Here is a 19707-nt window from a genome sequence, read left to right as displayed (position 1 = left end):
TTCAATCGACCGATCCTGTCTTGAAAAACTTCACTGCGACGTCATTGAACTCATCGATTGCCTCGTACTGGGGCCAGTGAGCTGCCTTGCCCTTCATGAAGTAGAGCGTGCTTCCGGGCACTTTCGCCTGTGCGGCTTTCACTGATTCGGTATCGTGGATAGGATTGTCGTGCGTCCACAGGAACAGAGTGCCTTCAGGTAGCCGTTCCAGCGGAATCAGATACTCATCGTGGTGCTCGAGAATCTCGTTTAGCTTCGGCAGAACCGCACGGCTTTCCGGTCTGAGGTAAACGCGCAGACGCAAGTCGACCAGTTCGTCATCCACCAAGTGACGGTTCGTAGGGTGCATTAGCCAGTGCATCCTCGCTTGCACAGATTCGTAAGTCGGAGTGTTGTCGATATTGCGCTTGTTCAACCCGATAAAGTGCGCCAAGTCCTGCTGACCTTTTTCGGTTACGATCGGTATTCCGCCTGCTGTATTGAGCATCAACCGCCCCACCCGGTGTGGGTACATCGCTGCAAAATGGCCAGAAACCCAGCCTCCGAGTGACTCGCCTGAAAGATGTGCCTTTTCCACACCGAGCGCATCCATCAGTTCGCCAAGCTGCTCCGCAAGCATAACGGGGTTATATTCCCGCACCGGCTTACTAGAGAGACCATGCCCCACGTAGTCGAACGCAATGACATGAAAATCCTTCGACAGCGGAACAATGTTCTTGGCGTACGCCTCCAAGTGACCATTAATACCATGCAAGAAGATCAGCGTATCGGAGCTTCCCTTTCCAGCTTCAGCAATGCGAATTGTTCCAAAATTCTTTGTATCGACATATCGGATTTCTGCGCCGAGTAAATCAAGCCAGAGACTCATAAATTTTTTCCTTGAAAATGAAGGTTCGACATTGGTGCCACCAACTGCCTTCAGGGTAGAGATGAATCGTTAGTGCAAACGACGGTTTCTCGCGAAACGCGATATGCATGCAAATCACAAATTATCGGAACCGATTTTTACTCCGGCGCGACCGTAAATCTTTACTAACCATCTCATGCATTCGTTGTTAATCCTAAGACCACGGACGTTGGCGATCCCTTCTGTATTTTCCCAAACCGCCCTCCGACGTCATAACTGCGAACTGCCCAATTCCAGCATGGACCGGTAAAGCCCGATCGCAATCTCATACCCTCAAGTGACGCTTCCCCACACCGGCTTTGGGAACTCAGTGTCACTCACAACTGTTTCTGGATCGCCGGCCGTCAGGTATTCCCATAAGCGCTCGAATACTGCACCGGAGCTAACTTGACGAGACGCGATTTCATCGGAGTTAAGAAATACATCGTCTGATCGCTCTTCTCCAACCATGGATCTGACAAGCGCCTCGATGCGTGCTGCGTCCTCCAGGCACCATGCAAAGCCGGCAGCCAGCTCGACATTTGGACCCACCGTGACGGCTCCATTCGCTCGCATGATGATCGACGGCGCGTCGCTTAACTGCTTAGCCAACTGAGCTGCCAGCACATCGTCACGTAGGAGTCGCGGGTCTTCCCAAAATTTGCACGCCGCATTAAACGCGCCTACACCGTGCCGTGGTTTCGGTACGATACGAAGGGTCGATAGGGCGACCACGTGTGGCGGCATAACCCGACATACGCCACCGACATCGGGACGCTGTTTGTAGATTTGTTGATGGATACGTACTTCTCCGAGAACCCCAAAGGGCAGCGGCGAATCGACGCGAACGACGATCCCCGGCTCGTTCCGACCGATGTTCCCCATTGGCCGTGACGCACACACGAGGAACGACTCTTCGTCGATTCGCGCACTGCAGTGCCCCCAAGCCCCAACAAGTCCGTGGCGGGCGAGCGCTCGCGCTGCAACCCGCACTCGGCGTTCGAGGACGCCCATCTCATTTGCATTCATAGCGAATGTGCCCCGGCGTCTACGAAGACCCGACCGTTTTCTATCTTCACAGGCCAGCTCCGAAGTGCGTGTTCGCAAGGCATTGCACAGGGCGCTCCGCTTCTAACGTCGAATCTACCAAAATGCCAACTGCATTCGACTTCGTATCCGTCCAGCGAGCCGTCTTCGGACAACGACGCGTCGCCATGTGAACAAATGTCGTCTGTTACGAAGTATTCGCCGCTTACGCAGTAAATGGCCACCGCATGCCCAGAAGGCAATTGCCCACGTCGAATTTCCCCGTCCGTGACGTCGCCCGAAGCGCACAGATCGACCAAGTCCATTGTTTCACTCCTTTGATTACTCATAGCATCGTGCTGCCACCGTTGACGCTGATCACCTGGCCAGTCACGAAAGCAGCCTCAGGCAGTGCGAGATATCCCACCATCGATGCAACCTCCTCGATCTCGCCGACCCGACCGACCGGAATTACGTCGAGGAACTGCTGTGCCAGCTTGGGCTTCGCCTTTTTCGCTTTCACCCAGGCGTCGGTATTCACTGCGCACGGCGCAACCGTATTGACCGTTATTCCATTCAACGCAAATTCACGGGCCAAACCTGTGGTCAGCGCGTGCATGCCCCCCTTGGCCGCGTTGTACCCGGCGTGTGCCGCCAGACCGTTGCGCACCGAATCCGCACCGATATTGACGACCCGACCGTACTTCGCATTAACCATGTCGGGCAAGAACACGCGGCTGCACCAAATGACGGTCCACAGGTTCCTATCGATCGTCGCCTTGAGCGTTTCCGGCGTATGTTCGAGGAACGGACGGATCACACCACCACCAGCGCAGTTGACAAGGACCTGCACCGGTCCGAACTTTTTCCCGGCGGCGCGGTGCAATGCTTGCGCACCGCGCTCTTTTGAAAGATCGACGGCGTGAGCAGCGATGGACGATCCGAACGATTTGGCGAGTTGCTCGCGAGTGGCGAACAGCCCGTCGCGGTCGATATCCGAAGCCATTACCTTTGCACCCAACTGCAGAAGTCGCTCAACAATGCCTCGACCGATGCCATGAGCAGCACCACTAACCACGGCGACCTGTCCTTCCAAGCTGGACCGACTTTTTTTCGTTTGGCTCACAGGCCCCCCTTATCTGCTGTCTGATTCAACAGATCGCCGACGTCTCCCTCAATCGGACCGCTTCGACCGAATTGACCGTCAGGAACCGCACCCCATACGTCCAGCGATTCAGGAACCGGCTCCAGATACCGCGGCGGACGAGCACCATGCTCCGCAAATCTCTCCATACCGAAGCTGTACTCAACGGTCATACCATCAGGATCTAGGAAATAAAAGAACACACTGTCTGAAGGCGGATGCCTACCAGGCCCGAAAACCACCTTTATGTCATGCTTCTTGATCCGATACAGCGCCTTACCGATATCGTCGATGTCATTGACCATGAAATTTACATGGTGAAAGTGACTGCTGGACGCCGGCCCAACGGCAAAGGTGTGATGGTATGGATTGGGATGGCATCGCATGAACACGATGCGGTCTTCAATGAGGTCCGAGATTCGAAAACCGAAATCGCTTACTAGCGAGTCCCGGCTCGCTTCGAAGTTCTCCGAACCGATCACAACATGGCCAATGCGAGCAATCTTCGCAACTGTCGGCACGAACGGCTTGCTTAAGTGCATATTGCCGACGAAGAGCTCAAACAACAGGCCACTGTGGCGCTCGCGCACGCGAAAACCCAGACCCTGTTTCATCTTCCTGGCTTCGTCCTTGGACACCCAAGCAGGTCTCATGCCGAGCTTCTCAAAGTGCTCAAAAGCGGAACGTACATCGCTCTCTTGCTCCAGTTCAAAACCCACCCGTTTGAGCCCGTGAGTATCTGACTGGCAAAGCAGAATATTGTGGTGATCCCGACTGCAGCGTAAGTACGCAACGTCAGCATCCACATGTGTCACCTCAAGGCCAACGATTTTCTCGTAGAACGCCACTGATCGACTGAGGTCTGTGACGTTAATCGCAGCGTAGCCAAGTTTCTTGTAGCGAAATGGAAGCGTGATATCCATTGTGTTTCCGGCTCAAAGAATGATACTGACTCGCCCATGAGGACGAAGTGCTTCGAGGTCGAGGAAGCATCTCTTCTCGATGATCCGTAGTTGACCATCGACCCGCCTCAAACGATAGTTCGTGCTACCAATATATGCGTCACTACTACCAAATTTCATCCGGTACGTCACGAACGCCGCGGCTACCCTGATCTCGTCCGGACCAGCTTCAAGAATCCGAATATTACTGATAAGGTGCCGTGTTCGAGAGCGTGGATACTCCGAATGGGCGGTCTTTTTCATCAGCCTGATAACTCGTTCGCGCAGGCGAACTGGGTCATCGGCGATATAGAAAAGACTTTCGTCCGCACTGGCGTTGCGCGGTAAATCCGTAGAGGGAACATAGTAGGTACCATCCTCGGTAAACAACGCAAGCCAGTCATGAAGCTGCCAGGAATCAAGAAGTTCTGCTTCATAAAACAATAGATCCTCGACCTCCGTCCGATTTACGTATTCGGCAAAGTCACTGGTCGAAGGAACACGCACAGAGTTTCTTTCGTTGACAATCGCATTCATTTGGATTACCTCAGGCGGTGGATGCCGACGAAGATTGACTAACTTCCGAAGAGGAACACGATGACTTACTTACATAGGCGTTCCAACGCGTCCAGAAAGCGCGCATCTGAAGCTCGTCGTCGTAGTTTGGCGACTCCTTGCCCATGCCTTTAGAAATATCACTCCACGGTACGAGTCGATAATTATTGAAGCCGTTCTGACAGGACTCCAACGCCTCGACATCATCCGGCGTAGCGAAGCCGCCTGGCCCGAGAAATTCAAGAAAGTTGCTGAGCCTGAACTTCTTCGCCCAATCAGATTCTTCGTTTGGTGCAAGCGACCAACCATTGACCAACATGTAGTTCGGAGCCTGCGGATAGAATGTCCGAACAGTGATCGCCATAATGTCGTTGATGACTAGATTTGGGAAGATCATCAGGTTCCGGTTCTTATGAGCCATGCGCGAAGCCATTTCTTCGCCGTGCAGCTCAACCAGACGCGCATAGATCTCGTCGATCTCCCGCTTTCCCTCCTCACCCCAAAGTGGAATCCAGGATGCAATCGGGCGTCCCCAAGGTGCCGAATACTCAAGTACGGCATGGCCATTGCCCAGGTCATAGCTCGTTCCCTCGAGCTTCGTACTAGATAGGGTTCCGTTTGTATTTTTCAGGTAATCAAGATACGTTGCATGCGTGCTTACAGCGTGATAACCATCGACACTGTTTTCCACCAGCAGCTTCCAGTTTGCTCGGATCGCATATTCCTGCGTTCCGCTGGAGATAGCCATGCCGCTCTCTGAGTACTTCGACACCAACTCGAGATACTCTTTGGCCCCCGCCAGATAATCAGGCAACGACTCCACTTCCGCGTTGAAACTTATGAAGCAAAAGCCCGCGTAGATGTCGAAGCGCGGTACGGGAACGAGATTACCGGCACCGGTCGAGATGAAGTCGGCGCAATATCGGTCTTTTCCGGGTTGACTCTTCAAGTTCCCGTCACAGCCAAACACCCAACCATGATAAAAGCACTGAAAATTTTTCGAGTTTCCGGATTTATCGCGGCAAACAGTGGCCCCACGATGCGGACATGTATTGAAAAACGCGTTGATCTTGTTGTCCGTTCCCATTGTGATCAGCAAATTTCGGCGCGCAATTGTTCGCGTAACAAAATCACCCGGCTTCTTAAACTCCGAAACGTGCCCCACATAGAGCCAACATTTATCGAATATTCTTTCGTATTCTTCAGATAAAATCTGATCACTTACGAATGCTTCTCTGGCTACCCGGAACTGGAGGTTGTCTTCATCCACCTCAACCAATTTTCCTTTGTTCTCCACGAGACTCTCCTCCTTATTGAAATCTGCGTATTTAAATTGCGCAATCGCGCAGCGGACATTCAGAATCGGCGAGTTTATTTGCATCAACGCGGCTTGACTGTTTTACCCAACGCCGCGCAACTGCCATATCCTTAGGTGAGTTCACACACGAGCAACCACGTACACGATCGCGTTCGTCAAGCCAAAATATGCTGAATTGATCGCTGCTCTCATCCCCACGAATGATGCGCCTACCGCGAGTTGCATCGCCCACCACTTGTAGATTTATATGCCCCTGGTCTGACCAGAACCACACGGGTGAGTCGTAAGAGGCCCGCTGTCCAAGCAGATTTTTTACCAAGTTGAGAGCATGGTCCTGCGCGTTTGCCCATGTCTCGATACGCCCAAAGCCTGCGGATCCTGGTTGCGAAGCGACGTCCCCAGTCGCAAAGATCCCGTCAAGACTGGTTTCACCGGCTGCGTCTACGCGGACCCCTGCGTCGTCTGTAATACCAAGTTCCTCAAGACCTTCGAGATTTGGAGTTACACCAATTCCAACAACCAAACTCTCCGCAGCAACAGTACTGCCGTCAGATAGACGGAGATGACCGTCGCTGAGCAGTTCCGTTACGTGCACGCCATAGCGGATATCGACACCATTTTCCCTGTGCGTTCTATCGAGGTACTCAGAAACCGTGCTATCCACGCTTCTTGACATCAGCCGATCAGAAGCTTCTATAACGACCACCCGGCAACCGATCTTCCGTGCTGCGGCCGCGACTTCCAACCCAATCACCCCTCCACCAACGATCGCGATAGGTTTTTTCGCCAAAAGATCTACACGCAGGCTCTCTGCGTCTTGGGCCGTTCGCAGATAATGCACTCGCGCAGGATCAAAGCTCGCAGCCGGCAATTGCCGTGGCCTCACTCCTGTTGCAATCACCAATCGCCCGAAGTCGAGCTGACGTCCATCGTCAAGAAGAATTCTTCGCGCCTTCGCATCCACCTTGACCACCTTACGACCAAGGTGCAGCTGAATTCCGTTCGCTTCGAACTCGTCCATAGATTTGAAAAGACGGACTACACCCTGCTCCGCTTGCAGCATCTCCTTTGACAGTTGCGGACGCTCATACGGTAGATGAGACTCCTCGCCTATGAGTGTGACCTCGGCCTGAAAACCTCCGCGGCGCAACCCAAACGCAACCGTTGCACCGGCCTGTCCTGCGCCGATGATCACGATTCTGTCAGTGTCTTTGTTCATACGTGTTCCAGTTGTTGATTCCATCGAGACTCAATACAACTTACAAACCGACGTGTTCGTTTGTTTGTTCGTCATTGTTCTTCGTTACATCTCGCCTGTCAACTCGCTCAACATATTTTTTACTGCTGCAGTGCAACACTATTCGACTAGCGATAGAGAGAAATATTTACATAATACAAACCGGCACGCTTGTTTGTTTGTTACTATGCGATGTGTGGCATACGATTGGGGAACTCAGCACAACAAGGTCCTACACTCCCATAGACGATAGAAGAACAGCAACCGGAATTGGCTGACGGCTTCCGGTGATTGTGGGCTGCGGTGAAGCTTCTTTGCGTCGGATCCGCGATGCTCCACGGGCAACTACCATCCATCAAGATACGTCGAGCGCGGTTGGTTCAACCTTCGCTACGCACAATGTCTCCCTGGTTGTAGTAAGCCACTTTTCCACTCCTTTACGAGAAATTGAAATGAGTCACTGGATTACGATGGTAACGAAATACGGCCCCATGAACGGCTGGGTTGCTACCCCGGACGACCGCCCTATCGGTGGAGTCGTGCTGATTCACGAAGTATTCGGGGTAAACCATGATATGCGAGCCATAGCGGAGAGATACGCTGATGCGGGATACCACACCGTGGTGCCGGCTCTTTTCGATAAGATCCAACGCGAAGTCGAATTCGACGACTATCTTCCCAATGAACTGGAACGCGGGCAGGAACTCGCATCACAGTTGGGCAATTCGTCAGCGATTGAACTCGTTGAGACCGCCGTCGAAGCAATCGCCCACGCGGGCAACATTGCGTTAGTTGGTTACGGCTGGGGCGGCGTCGTCGCTAAGCAAGCAGCGCGGGCATTGCGTCTTCCATGTGTTGTCTACTATGCCGCGCAGGACAATGAGCAAAAGGAACGGCGTGTAGAAACGCCCGTACTGAACCACGTAGGTCAGATGGACAAGCAATACGCCCCGCGGCAGACGGCCGATCTAAGCGCTGGGGTCGAGACCACTTTTCTATATCCGATCGGACACGCTTTCGATAGACAAGGAGACGCCCTACACTATCACCCAGAAAGTTCGTATCTGGCGCTACAGCGCACCTTGAGCTTTCTTGACAAACATACTCGTACATCGCCAGATTTATCGTGATTGGGACGGCTCGAATTTCTCATAATCGAAATTGCGTTGTCTCCCGAGACAACGCATCATAACGAATACTAATCATAAATTGTAGAAATAGAAGATATCGATTCTTCTATTCGATGTAGGTCTGCGATCATTCAAGTACCTCCGATAAAAGACCGAGGATCGCGTTTCATGCTCCCCGAGGACGCCAGCCCGACGAGCACGTAGATATAAAAAGGCGCTAAGAGACCGAATCCTAGTCTCGGTCTAAACAAACACTGACGAAAGCACGACCATGATCTAGATTTGCCGCGCCACTCCTAACTGAAAGCATAGTCAGAAGTAGTGGCGGACGCCAAACATCACTCCCGCCTGACCGACACCAGGTGCGGGCGTCGCAGGAGTAATACTAGACGATGATACTGAGTAGATCCCGCCATGCCCACTGTTCTTGACATATGCAACCAGTCCGTAGAGAGCGGTTCGCTTCGATAACGAATAGTTCGCGCGGACAACGCCTTGTGTCCCATTTGCATCATAGGAATTGTTTTTTATGTGAGATACTTGCGCATCAAGAGTCCAAGCCGTAAGCGGGACGGAAAGGCCAAGATAAGTTAGATCCGTTCTTACAGTACGTACGTCGCCATTTACTTCACGATGCAACCATCCTCCGCCAATCTTGACTCCTCCGAGAAGAAAGTACCCATTGGCTTGATAGCGTCGATCTGTGTCTCCTGAATTTTCAAACGCGACACCTGGCGCACCAGGCACTACACTGATTGCGGTTGCTCCCGCCCCACCCCGCTGCTCATCATAGATAAATGCCACACCCCAGCGAGCCTGATCATACTTCAACATTGCCGTGATTGATCGACAAGACATCATGTCGCCCGGGACCTCTCCCGCGCAATTTCCCGCCGGCATAACGTCGCGGCCGAATGAATAGCTCGCGCCAACCGTCAGTCCTGAGAACGTTCCACGGTATTCGATGCTGTTGTCAACTCGAGCGGCCGACAGATAACCATCGAATGACCCCATGCTAAAGGCGGAAGGTCCAATGACGTCGGCGTCGGCCATGCCAAAGATGGTCATGTTCATCTGCCGCCCGACGGTAAGTTGTCCCCAGTCTCCCTTAAATCCAACAAACGACTGTCGTCCAAACAAGCGACCATTTTGTAGCGACGCTCCAGAAGACGGAGCAAAGCCACTTTCGAGCGTAAAGATAGCGCTAGTGCCTGCGCCCAGATCCTCAACTCCCTTTATCCCCCAACGCGAAGGAAGATCGCCGCCGCTAATAGTCGGAAATCGCGCTAGCGTGCCACCCGTTGATGTTGCATGTGTAAAGAATTCCACTCCGGTATCAACGACGCCGTACAACGTAACGCTTGAAGTAGCAAACGCTGGACCGCTTATCGCAATGGCGCATGCCGACGCCAAGATCTTGAAACGTGTCATACATCTCCTCCGATTTTTGTTCTCTAGCCTATGCGTTCAACGAAACGCTCAGCCTCGCAACCAACCAATCCTTCAGTCACACATACAAACACACTTATTTGTTTGTTTTGTGATTGTCTTTCTTTGATGGCGTAACAAAATAGGGGTTTCCACGAAAAGACATGCTCGCATATCGCATCAATCCCCGAGCAGATATAGAGCGTACGCACAGCTATCCGGTAAACCCCTGGGGATGATCAAGCTCGGGTACTGTCGAACAGAAACGTTTGCGCAAGGCGACAGCGGTCTCAATCTCAAGGAACGCCGGGAGCAGAAACAATGCGCGGGGCGGATGGCTACACCGAAACGGTCGTCACAATGGCGAAGCTGGATGACTTTTCCTTGCCCCCTTTCGTCCGATTCATATCCGGCTGAACGACGCGGTCAAGCGTATGGACGCGTTGTTTGCACGCATATAGGGGAGTCACGCGAAGAACGGACTTCCGATCATCGTGGCAGAGAAGCTGCTTCGCGTGCTGGTGTTGAAGGTGCTGTATGTGATTCGGAGCGAACGCATGCTGATAGTGCAAATCTCCTTCAACATGCTGTTTCGGAAATTTGTCTGCCTTTTGATGGATGCTGTGGTTTGGGATCACACGGTCATCGGAACGACCCAAGCGCGACTGCTAGAGCACGACACAGCAAGTTGCCGGCACTCGAACACAGGAAGCTAACACGAGCCGCGCCCCGCCGGCCTTCGTGCCAAGTTACTGCGCCAATCATGCAACGTCACATGCGGCGCAAACGACCGCCGGGCGGGTAACTCCGCGGTTGACGCATCTTCCGATGCGCAGGAGCGTACGCTATCAGCCCGTGCAAACACAAATGGATAGAACGATTCTTTGGCCGGGGCAAGACTGTCAGCCGGATCCGTCTGGCTCTGCATCGCGGCCGGGACCGGAGCGAACAGTTGTTCTTATTTACTCCGGCAGCAGACAACTTCACTGTTCCGCGGAGGCTCGCTGGGAGAGCAGCGTAGAGCCGACTATCCGCGCGAAGATAGCACTAGAGCCGTAACAGAAGTAAGGACGCTCGACATCAAATCGACGCGGATCAACCCGATGCCGACACTCTTTGGATAGTCCTGCTGTGCATCGGCATGGTGCATTTCAACATGCCTGCTAGACTGATCGGCCACTATCCCCACCAAAGTGAGTCAACCACGTTCTGCACCGATGGCTTCTCTTCACGCTATCGCAATAGACGGTGTGGCGTCACGCGGTATTGACGCCGAGAATAGGTCCCTCGTTTGATTCTGCGTCTCGAAACAGGACGACGCGAATTCCTGCAAGCGCCAGCAACATGAAACGCCGATGCGTGGAAACCGTGTTGGCTACAGTTGAAAGAAGTCCATCCAGTTGATACCGGAGTTCATGCGATGGCTCCAGGTCTGGACATCGCCCCAACGCTTGCATAAAATCGGCGATCCGCTCTGTCAAAGAGATGACTTCGGCATTGACCGCGGGAGGAAGATGGCACCGAAAGCGATGCAAATCAAGCACATTCGCTCCAAGCCGAATCTCTGGCAACAACGCGGCCTCCCCTATTCCACCTCGTATATTCGTGCCGTTGAGGCGAGGCATAGCGAGATTAAGACGATCAAGCATCCGATGAATGAACGCTTCTTTTGCCTGCCTGCCCCCATCCCCTTCAAGGGCTCGGCGAAGCGTCGAGATTAGATCAGTGCGTGCCGCTTTCATAATGCGTTTTGCACTCCACCAGGGTGTGCGGACCCGTATAACGCTCATGACCACTGCGGTCAGGAAGATACCGAAGAGCAATGCTATTGCCGCATTCAGCGATGCACCAAAATCACTGACATAGACGTTGTTGAGACCAAGAAGCGTAGCCGCATTCGTCGAAACGACCATTCCGATGAAACTTGTTGATGGCGTTGCGATCAACCGACCGAACCACATAAAGAGTGGAGCTAGCATTAGTGCCGCTATCTCGAAGCTGGTTGCTCGAGGCAGTAACATGGTTGAGTAGATTAGGCTGATTGCGACCGCGACAAATGCAAACTTTGCGAATTTCATCATGGACGGCAGCGGGCTGTCCTGCGTCGCAAAGAATGAGCAAGCTACCGCGGCAATCATCGGTACCGTTGCACCATCTATCCAACCCGTTTCGATCCAGACGACGCATCCGACCAAAACCGATATAAAAGCAGTCCAAGCAGACAACTGAGCGAACCCTTGGTCGATATGCCTCTTAACTTCCAATCGACGAAAGCGACGTCGCCGGGTCGGGCGCCTCTGCGCCGCGGCAAGCCTCTGTTGCAGCAAATAGCATACTCGTAGCGTATGAAGAAGCTCTCGCAGTCTAGCGACTAACCCAACCCGGAGGATGTCATTCCAGCTATCGAGTTGATATTCCAATGCCTCTACCGCAGCCATTTCGCCCCGCAATGCCGCCAAGTCCGGGATCGCTGTATCCGCGAGCAATACACCACGGATACGATTGATCAACGTCAAGATGGCCCCTGGCACCTCGACGCCGTGCTGACGGAACATATCAAGGCGATCTTCTATCGATGCGAGAATGGGATGGAGCAACTCCAGCCGGTATAACAATGCACGAAGTAAAGGTACTTCGTCACGGAGTGGGGATGTATCAAATGCGAGGTGCCTTGAGAGCGCATCGAGTTCAAGTGGATATCCCGCAACTTTTATGTCAAACGAAGACTGCATCGAGTTCACGTGGTGGCTCTCCATACGAAGCGCATGCGCGCTCCAAACGCGCGAATCACGTAGCCACCCGTCAATCCGAATCCAGACTGCACGCATAACACTGTTCGGCAAGATGATGCTATGGATGCAGCTACTGCAAATTACACCGAGAGTGATCTCTTCCACGCGCGATACAGCGATGTCAAAGATATCAAGCGGTGTGTTTACAGCAGGGAATGATATGAACGCGACGCTATATCCAGCGAGCATAAAGACATAGCTACGCGGCGATCGATCTTGCAAGGACAGGTAAAGGCACACGGCTACCCATGTCGCTAAAGCCACACAGAGCAACACGGGCGCCTGGACAAGCGCTGGCACTAAGACTACCGATATCGCTGCGCCTAGCAACGTGCCCAAGAGCCGATATACGGCCTTCGATTGCGTAGCGCCAGCAAAGGGCTGAGAAGTGATGAAAACCGTAGCAATCGCCCACCCGGGTCGGTCAAGGTTGAATTCCAACGCCACGAACAATGCTAGCGTTGCAGCGGCCCAAGTCTTTCCTGCGAACAACCAAGCGATCAATTTCTCACGCTGTGTTTCAACCACATCTTTCCCTATTTTTTTTGCATTTTCACGGGCACGCCGAGCCAGATGTGTCGACATCGAATTCAGCTCTGACGTGCTGCGTGGACCCGCTAGAGGACACGCAAACATATTGCCAAGTCAAGAGTGAAAACATTGGCGAGCGCCCACGCTCGGGACTTGCCGACGTCCACTTCGAAGATTCTGCGGCCGTCCTCACCAGCCGCTACTAGCGTCAGTGTCTTGGCTCTATCATCATCGGAATCTGTACTGCGCATCGCCTAGCGATGCTGCGCAAACATGATCCCCCCTCCACGAAGAATGGGCAATTGCCAGCTAGTTGGCCAGTCCCATCTGCCCCCCCCGAACCTTTGTGGATCACGAACAGGGGCACGTCGATGACTGCGACATGCCTAGAGCTGATGGCATTCCTATCGGCCATGGTCTTCCGTAGTTGAGATGGCGACATCTGGGAGGTCAGGGATGAGAAGTCCCGCGCGGCGCGCCGGCAATCTCGCCAAATTTCGCACCGAATGGTTGCGCTGCTAACCAACCTTACCACATTACGAACAGTTCTGTCTGTTTGTTTAAATTGGGGTTGCATCAACTATAAATCGCATGCTTATAATAAGGTTGCCTTATATAATGTCCATCGTTACCCATCTTAGCCACGAAAAATGACGAGCGAGAACACATCAGACGACTCTTTTGCCTTCGTCCTTGCGACCGCCGCGAGGCTCATGCGAACTCGATTTGAGGCGGCACTACGCAAAGCTGACTTGGAGATCACGCCAGCTGAGGCGCGAACGTTGACGGTAGCAGACCGTCTAGGTCACCCTCGCCAAGCCGAGCTTGCATCGGCTATGGGCATTGAGCCCATGTCGTTAGTGAACCATCTTGATCGCCTTGAAAAGCGAGGCCTGATCGAGCGTATCGCAGACCCAATCGACAGGCGTATCAAACTGATCGGACTGACCGAAAAGGCTAAGCCCGAACTACGAAAAATCAGATGCGTTTTTGACCAAGCGCGCGAACTGGCCATGCGAAATTTTTCATCAGCGGAGAGAACCCAGTTGCACTTGTTCCTGCAACGCCTCAGCCACGACTTATTGAGCAATGAATGACATCCGTTCCTCATGTCCATTTTGGAACGGCCAAGCTACAGAATTTTTAACGATCCTTGACCTTTGCTGGGGCTGCCCCGGTAATGCACAATGCTTTCTGCCTTCAATCGTTCTGCACTTATTTTCTCGGTGAAAAGCTACTTATCGGCGATGATTGCGTTGTACGTCGCCCTCCGAATGGGGCTCACCAATCCGTTTTGGGCAGTAATCTCCGCATACATCGTGGCCCAGCCAAAGGCCGGCGCCGTCGCATCAAAAGCTAGCTTTCGCCTGATTGGTACGTTGACTGGCGCCGTAATGGCGGTGTTTCTGGTACCGCCGCTTGCTCAGTCCCGGGAACCTCTTGCACTGGCAATCGCGCTTTGGTTAGGTCTTTGCGTATTTCTGGCGACAATCGACAAGACTCCGAGATCCTACCTGTTTGTGATGGCCGGCGTGACTACTTGTGTCATTGCATTCCCAAGCACGAGCGAACCCACTGCCGTGTTCGATATTGCCGTTGCGCGCGTGGAAGAAATCACGTTGGGAATTCTGAGTGCAACTGTCGTGCATGCGGTCTTGTGGCCAAGTTTGGCTACAAAATCCCTAATGGACAAAGTCGACCAGGCACTAACCCAAACGGCCCAATGGACGGCAGACGCATTACACGCGAGTGGCTCGGCGAATCTAATTGTGGATAGGAGGAAGCTAGCCGTCGCAATCAACGAGATCCACGGTTTAATGACTCAAGTGCGGTACGAGGGTTCTCTTTCACCAGCACGGCGAAAGCTATTCAACGTTCTCCTAACACAGTTAGAGATTCTCCTGCCGCTATCTGTCAGCGTGGATGAACTGATCAACGAGACTAGGCATGAAATGCTACTTTCGGAAGATTCAGTCCAGCTCCTTAAGGATATTTGTTCGTGGTTCGTTGCAAAAGACAGTAATCAAACATTGAATGCAGCCCAACTGCAACAGCGTTGCGCGGACCAAGAGCCCTCACTATCCGCCGGCATGAACTCATCCGAAATGATGCAACTTTGCTTGTTTTCGCGGCTTTCCGAGCTAATCGCTGCAATGCAGAAGTGTCGTGAACTTCACCACGCTGTTCAGGATGAGGCAGAAAGTTGGGATCGGCTACTCCTAAAAGCATATCCCAAGCATGCAGCCAGATCGGTCGAGCGTGATTATTTTTCTGCTTTAGTGATTGCTGGTTCAGCCGGTGTGACGTTGTTTCTTGCCTGCTTACTGTGGATTGCGTCTGGCTGGACCGGAGGCACCAACGCAGTTCTGATGGCCGGTGTGTTCTACGTTGTGTACTCGGGTTTCGACGATCCCGCGCACGCGTTGAAGAATAAGTTCATCGGCGTAATAGTGCGCATGGGACTTGGGATAATCTATGTTGCTGCGGTACTGCCCTCGATTGATGGGTTTCCACTTCTCGCCGCCGCACTCGCCCCCGTATTCATTCTCAGTGGTGTTCTGCTCACGGCGCCACGCTATAGTCCGCTCGCTTTCAATCTGATCGTCGGCCTGTCGAGCCCCGTCATACTTTCGGACCAATTTACGGCCGATTTTGTCGGGTACGTGAACAACGGATTAGCAACGCTATCCGGCATCATGTTTGCCCTTGTGTCCATGACCATCGTGCAGCCGATCTGGCTGCAGACGGTGGGTCAGAGACTGATGCGCGCCATTTGGAGCGATATCGCGGAACACCGATATGTGTATCCCGAATGGCGGAGCAAAACAACGCACCGTATTGCCCTGCTGGCGAACAAAGCCGTCCGCGTCGATGGCGTTAGCCTGCGACAACCGTCCGATGCGCTACGTGATTATGGCGCAGGCCAGTTACTTGCCGAATTGACCAAAAGAAACGGAAGTCATATGCCCACGCCCAACAGTTTCTTGATTGCAAATGAGATATCAAAGTTCTATCGGCGACTCCTCGCGGGAGATCATCGGCGACCACCCGAAAGCCTAAGACACGATATAGACAAGGCACTCGAAGCAACCATAAGGATCAGTGATGTCACTCAGAAACGGACTTTGGTTATCAAACTTGCAAGCTTGCGTTGCAATCTTTTTCCGAGTTCACGAGCCGCAAACAAGGCATCATCATAATGAAAGACAGTTCTTTTGATGATGATCCACCTCCGCCGTTGAATACTCTCCAGAGCGCCATGTTTGGGTACTGTCTCGGCTAGACACGCTGGTACAGTGCGGAGGCCTTCCTTTTACATGACGCAAGCGGTAAGTTTGCGAGATAGCGCGCTCGCAGCGACTGAACTGAGGACAAGGTTGGTTCGCATCCACGCTCACCCGCATCCTGGCAAGAAGCTGAAGAAACAACAGATGTGCATCATCATGGGCTGGCATGTATGTCATCTGGATATGGGCAGATGACTAAAGAGCGGCAAGATAATGCCGTCATGCTGTAATTTAACTCTTGTGGTCTCCTTTTCGCGGTACGATCGCCGGGGCTGAGGGTTGCGGAGTCAGCGGGGTGATGTAGCTGCCCGTCAGCGCGTAGTAGCGTTAGAGATCGATCCGATACGCGCAGCAGGCACGCGGCCTTTACCCACAATGCGAAATGCCAAGCGTGGCATGGCTTGCTTCCCCACGAAAGGTGATTCGAAATCGTAGGCGACTAGCATATCGCAGGTCGACGCCAAGCCTGCCGATAGTCGTTTGCATCGCCCTCCGAGCAGTGCTGCTAAAGGCTCCTATGAGAAACCGCCAGATTTTGCGCGATAACGACGATTACCCCTCTTAGCCGCAGTCCGGGTGTCTCGATCCACCACAAAAGACCCCGAATCCGAAATATACATTCAGCAGAGCACGACATTCACTGCGAGGCCACCGAGCGCGGTTTCCTTGTATTTCGCCTTCATGTCTGCACCGGTTTGCGCCATAGTACGAATTACCGAGTCGAGCGAAACGTGATGGCGGCCATCACCGTTGAGCGCCATACGGGCGGCATTCACCGCCTTGACTGCACCTATCGCATTGCGCTCGATGCATGGAATCTGCACCAGTCCACCTACGGGATCGCAGGTTAGCCCGAGATTGTGTTCCATCCCGATCTCCGCGGCGTGCTCGACCTGCTCCGGCGTGCCACCCAACACCGCGGCCAGCGCACCAGCCGCCATTGACGACGCAACCCCGACTTCGCCCTGACACCCCACTTCCGCCCCCGATATCGAAGCTTTCAACTTGTACAGCATGCCGATCGCCCCTGCCGTCAGCAGAAACTCGCAGATACCGTCGTCGTTGGATCGTTCGATAAAGCGCACGTAGTAGTTCAGCACGGCCGGCACGATACCGCTTGCTCCATTCGTCGGTGCCGTCACGACTCGCCCGCCTGCTGCGTTCTCTTCGTTGACGGCCATCGCAAACAGGTTCAGCCAGTCCATTCGGTCGAACATCGCGTCGGCGGTAGCATTGCGCGAGGCAAGAGCGCGGTACAGCGCGGGAGCCCGGCGTGAGATGCCCGACTGAGGCAGTACGACGTCGTCAGATTCGCGTGGCCCCTCGCAGCCGCGCTGCACGCATTGCCGCATCGCGTCCCAGATACGCAGCAGACCTGCGCGCACCGTGGCCGCGTCAATGCGGGCGCACTCATTCGCAAATGCGAGCCCTGCGATCGACAGCCCGCTTTCGCGGGATCGGGCGAGTAATGCGTCGCCCGAATCGAACGGAAACGGTATCGCCATTGTGCTCGAGTGGCCGAGCGTTTCGCCTTCGCGAACGATAAAACCGCCGCCCGTCGAATAAAACGTCGCGCTATACAGCAAGGTGTTGTGAGCATCGAATGCACTGAGTGTTAGACCATTCGCATGAAATGGCAGACGCCGTGACAGAAACCGGATGTCGCGCGCCGGATCGAACGACACGCTGTGTCGTCTGAGCAAATTCAGCGAGCGGTCGCGCCTTACCGTGACTAGCAGTGCGCGCGCATGATCGGGGTCGACCGTATCGGGCGCTTCGCCGAGCAGGCCCAGTAGAACCCCATCGTCGGTTGCGTGACCTCGCCCGGTCGAACCCAGCGAGCCATGCAGATCGACGCGAATAGACGCCACCTGCGGCAGCAAATCATGCTCGAGCAGTTCACCGGCAAATCGCAACGCAGCGCGCATCGGACCCACGGTATGCGAACTCGACGGTCCCAAACCGATTTTGAAAATATCGAAAACGCTAAGCGATGCCGTCATTCAGATGCCCCTGAAACAAGAAATCGATATAGCATGTCAGACGCTCCGTTCACGCAGACGCCACACTGTCAACCAGGTCACAACAAGGCACGCGAACACGTAATAGCCGGCCGCGAGCGGACTGCCAGTCTTCACGATTAGCGATGTCGTCACGAACTGCGCGGTGCCGCCGAATAACGTGACGCCGATCGCGTAGGCAATCGAGAAGCCACTCGCACGCACCGTCGCCGGGAACATCTCGATGATCAGTACTGTGCTCGCTACGCTGCCCAACCCCAACAACGCCGAGATCGTCGCGCAAACGGCTGCGACCGCGTACACGTTTGGCACATGCATCAGCAGCCAGAATGAAGGCAAGCACAAGATCAGGATGAGCGTTGTCGTCGCGAAGACCAGCGGTTTGCGCCGCGTGACGCGATCGGCGATCCGGCCGCCTGCAAACGAAGCGATGGCAATCGCAAGTGACGACGAAATCGCTGCGGTAAAACCCGTTGACGCGGGATAGTCCATCACGCGACTCAAATAACTCGGCACGAAGTACACGAGCACGTACATCGTGACGGTCTGGCTGAGAATTACCAGTACGGCGGTGGCAAGTTGCTTCGGATGCTGCGTGACGAGCAGGCGGATCGGGCTCGCATGCGCGTTTGCACTGGCGGCAGCGTGGCGCTCCGGAAGATGGCGGCGAATGTAGTAACCAACGGGAGCGATCAGCAGCCCGATTAGAAATGGCAAACGCCATCCCCACGAAGACAGCGTCTGCGGGTCCATCAGACGGCTCAGCAGCAGGCCGCACAGCGCGCCTAGAATCGCCGCCGCGCCCTGGCTCACACCCTGCCAGCCGACCATGGAGCCGCGCTGCCGTTGCGCGCCCGACTCCATCAGATAGGTCGTCGACGCACCAATTTCGCCACCTGCGGCAAAACCTTGCAGCAATCGTCCGCACAGCACGATCAGCGGAGCAGCCACGCCGAGCGTCGCGTAAGTAGGACAAAGGCCGATCGCGGCCGTACCTGCCGCCATCAGCCAGATGCTCAGCGTCATCGCCGCGCGGCGGCCGACGCGGTCAGCCAAACCGCCGATCAGCATCGCGCCGAGCGGCCGGGCGAAAAATCCCGCAGCAAAGGTGCCCACCGCGAGCAACAGCGACACGAGCGGGTCTTTGGCCGGAAAGAACGCGCTGCCGACATAGCTCGCGAAAAAGCTGAAGACGGTGAAATCAAACACTTCGAGCCCGTTGCCGAGCGCCGTGGCAAAAATCAATGTGACAGGCGACGGGACACGGTCTTCGGCGGAACCCGCCGCAGGCCGTGTGACGGTAGATTCGGACAGACTCGTATGCACGTGGAACGCTCCAGAAAGTAGTTCGATATTGCGATACTCTCTGGCCAGAAACGGCATGACAAAGTCTCTTTTCTTGGGACTATGC

The 19707-nt window shown here is 54.1% G+C and carries 15 protein-coding genes and 1 pseudogene; 4 read left to right on the top strand and 12 right to left on the bottom strand.

Annotated elements, in window-relative coordinates:
- Position 1: 1 nt before the first annotated feature.
- From U5A67_RS37795 to U5A67_RS37760, 8 genes are all read right to left on the bottom strand, one after another.
- Complete coding sequence (locus tag U5A67_RS37795) at positions 2 to 868, bottom strand: alpha/beta fold hydrolase (RefSeq protein ID WP_321818418.1); 867 nt, start codon at positions 866 to 868, stop codon at positions 2 to 4.
- Positions 869 to 1180: 312 nt separating this feature from the next.
- Positions 1181 to 1900, bottom strand: coding sequence for a class II aldolase/adducin family protein (locus U5A67_RS37790; RefSeq protein WP_321818431.1), 720 nt, complete (start codon positions 1898 to 1900; stop codon positions 1181 to 1183).
- A gap of 11 nt (positions 1901 to 1911) precedes the next feature.
- The gene (locus tag U5A67_RS37785) at positions 1912 to 2238 is read right to left on the bottom strand and encodes a non-heme iron oxygenase ferredoxin subunit (RefSeq protein WP_321818417.1); all 327 of its coding nucleotides are present in this window, start codon (positions 2236 to 2238) and stop codon (positions 1912 to 1914) included.
- Between the two features lie 20 nt (positions 2239 to 2258).
- A complete protein-coding gene (locus U5A67_RS37780; RefSeq protein ID WP_321818416.1) occupies positions 2259 to 3038 on the bottom strand; it encodes an SDR family oxidoreductase in 780 nt (259 codons plus the stop codon).
- Entirely contained in the window at positions 3035 to 3979 is a 945-nt protein-coding gene (locus tag U5A67_RS37775; RefSeq protein ID WP_321818415.1) for a VOC family protein, read from the bottom strand. The genes U5A67_RS37780 and U5A67_RS37775 overlap by 4 nt, the downstream gene beginning before the upstream one ends.
- Positions 3980 to 3991: 12 nt before the next feature.
- A complete protein-coding gene (locus tag U5A67_RS37770; RefSeq protein ID WP_321818414.1) occupies positions 3992 to 4534 on the bottom strand; it encodes an aromatic-ring-hydroxylating dioxygenase subunit beta in 543 nt (180 codons plus the stop codon).
- A 10-nt stretch (positions 4535 to 4544) separates the two neighbouring features.
- On the bottom strand, positions 4545 to 5849 hold the full coding sequence (locus U5A67_RS37765) for an aromatic ring-hydroxylating dioxygenase subunit alpha (protein ID WP_321818413.1): 1305 nt from the start codon (positions 5847 to 5849) through the stop codon (positions 4545 to 4547).
- Positions 5850 to 5880: 31 nt separating this feature from the next.
- Complete coding sequence (locus U5A67_RS37760; RefSeq protein ID WP_321818412.1) at positions 5881 to 7089, bottom strand: NAD(P)/FAD-dependent oxidoreductase; 1209 nt, start codon at positions 7087 to 7089, stop codon at positions 5881 to 5883.
- 470 nt (positions 7090 to 7559) lie between these two features.
- Here U5A67_RS37760 and U5A67_RS37755 point away from each other — a divergent pair, with 470 nt between their 5' ends.
- Positions 7560 to 8237 carry a dienelactone hydrolase family protein gene (locus U5A67_RS37755; protein WP_321818411.1) on the top strand — a complete coding sequence of 226 codons (678 nt, stop codon included), beginning with the start codon at positions 7560 to 7562 and terminating at the stop codon, positions 8235 to 8237.
- Positions 8238 to 8549: 312 nt separating this feature from the next.
- Here the strand turns inward: U5A67_RS37755 and U5A67_RS37750 are convergent, their stop codons facing one another.
- Complete coding sequence (locus U5A67_RS37750) at positions 8550 to 9668, bottom strand: porin (RefSeq protein WP_321818410.1); 1119 nt, start codon at positions 9666 to 9668, stop codon at positions 8550 to 8552.
- 318 nt (positions 9669 to 9986) lie between these two features.
- Between U5A67_RS37750 and U5A67_RS37745 the strand changes: the two are divergent.
- A pseudogene (locus U5A67_RS37745) lies at positions 9987 to 10345 on the top strand (transposase); the annotation flags it as partial.
- A 576-nt stretch (positions 10346 to 10921) separates the two neighbouring features.
- Here the strand turns inward: U5A67_RS37745 and U5A67_RS37735 are convergent.
- Positions 10922 to 13042 (bottom strand): FUSC family protein, encoded by a 2121-nt coding sequence (locus U5A67_RS37735; RefSeq protein WP_321818409.1) that lies wholly within the window; start codon positions 13040 to 13042, stop codon positions 10922 to 10924.
- 596 nt (positions 13043 to 13638) lie between these two features.
- Between U5A67_RS37735 and U5A67_RS37730 the strand changes: the two genes are divergently transcribed.
- Positions 13639 to 14085 carry a MarR family transcriptional regulator gene (locus U5A67_RS37730; RefSeq protein WP_321818408.1) on the top strand — a complete coding sequence of 149 codons (447 nt, stop codon included), beginning with the start codon at positions 13639 to 13641 and terminating at the stop codon, positions 14083 to 14085.
- A 90-nt stretch (positions 14086 to 14175) separates the two neighbouring features.
- Positions 14176 to 16188 (top strand): FUSC family protein, encoded by a 2013-nt coding sequence (locus U5A67_RS37725; RefSeq protein WP_321818407.1) that lies wholly within the window; start codon positions 14176 to 14178, stop codon positions 16186 to 16188.
- Positions 16189 to 16895: 707 nt separating this feature from the next.
- On the opposite strand, the gene U5A67_RS37720 is transcribed toward U5A67_RS37725, so the two are convergent.
- The gene (locus tag U5A67_RS37720; protein ID WP_321818406.1) at positions 16896 to 18278 is read right to left on the bottom strand and encodes an L-serine ammonia-lyase; all 1383 of its coding nucleotides are present in this window, start codon (positions 18276 to 18278) and stop codon (positions 16896 to 16898) included.
- A 36-nt stretch (positions 18279 to 18314) separates the two neighbouring features.
- Positions 18315 to 19679, bottom strand: coding sequence for an MFS transporter (locus tag U5A67_RS37715; RefSeq protein ID WP_321818405.1), 1365 nt, complete (start codon positions 19677 to 19679; stop codon positions 18315 to 18317).
- Positions 19680 to 19707: the final 28 nt, after the last annotated feature.

Source organism: Paraburkholderia sp. J69-1 (assembly GCF_905220255.1).
In the GTDB taxonomy this organism is placed as follows: domain Bacteria; phylum Pseudomonadota; class Gammaproteobacteria; order Burkholderiales; family Burkholderiaceae; genus Paraburkholderia.
The sequence above is the reverse complement of the archived record's forward strand: the minus strand, read 5'-3'. Positions and strand labels throughout refer to the sequence as shown.

Excerpts from the sequence above, each read along its gene's own strand:
- U5A67_RS37785 (WP_321818417.1), bottom strand. The coding sequence starts at position 2,238 with ATGGACTTGGTCGATCTGTGCGCTTCGGGCGACGTCACGGACGGGGAA.
- U5A67_RS37715 (WP_321818405.1), bottom strand. The coding sequence starts at position 19,679 with ATGCCGTTTCTGGCCAGAGAGTATCGCAATATCGAACTACTTTCTGGA.
- U5A67_RS37795 (WP_321818418.1), bottom strand. The coding sequence starts at position 868 with ATGAGTCTCTGGCTTGATTTACTCGGCGCAGAAATCCGATATGTCGAT.
- U5A67_RS37775 (WP_321818415.1), bottom strand. The coding sequence starts at position 3,979 with ATGGATATCACGCTTCCATTTCGCTACAAGAAACTTGGCTACGCTGCG.
- U5A67_RS37790 (WP_321818431.1), bottom strand. The coding sequence starts at position 1,900 with ATGGGCGTCCTCGAACGCCGAGTGCGGGTTGCAGCGCGAGCGCTCGCC.
- U5A67_RS37730 (WP_321818408.1), top strand. The coding sequence starts at position 13,639 with ATGACGAGCGAGAACACATCAGACGACTCTTTTGCCTTCGTCCTTGCG.
- U5A67_RS37755 (WP_321818411.1), top strand. The coding sequence starts at position 7,560 with ATGAGTCACTGGATTACGATGGTAACGAAATACGGCCCCATGAACGGC.
- U5A67_RS37735 (WP_321818409.1), bottom strand. The coding sequence starts at position 13,042 with ATGTCGACACATCTGGCTCGGCGTGCCCGTGAAAATGCAAAAAAAATA.
- U5A67_RS37720 (WP_321818406.1), bottom strand. The coding sequence starts at position 18,278 with ATGACGGCATCGCTTAGCGTTTTCGATATTTTCAAAATCGGTTTGGGA.
- U5A67_RS37725 (WP_321818407.1), top strand. The coding sequence starts at position 14,176 with ATGCTTTCTGCCTTCAATCGTTCTGCACTTATTTTCTCGGTGAAAAGC.
- U5A67_RS37760 (WP_321818412.1), bottom strand. The coding sequence starts at position 7,089 with ATGAACAAAGACACTGACAGAATCGTGATCATCGGCGCAGGACAGGCC.
- U5A67_RS37750 (WP_321818410.1), bottom strand. The coding sequence starts at position 9,668 with ATGACACGTTTCAAGATCTTGGCGTCGGCATGCGCCATTGCGATAAGC.
- U5A67_RS37770 (WP_321818414.1), bottom strand. The coding sequence starts at position 4,534 with ATGAATGCGATTGTCAACGAAAGAAACTCTGTGCGTGTTCCTTCGACC.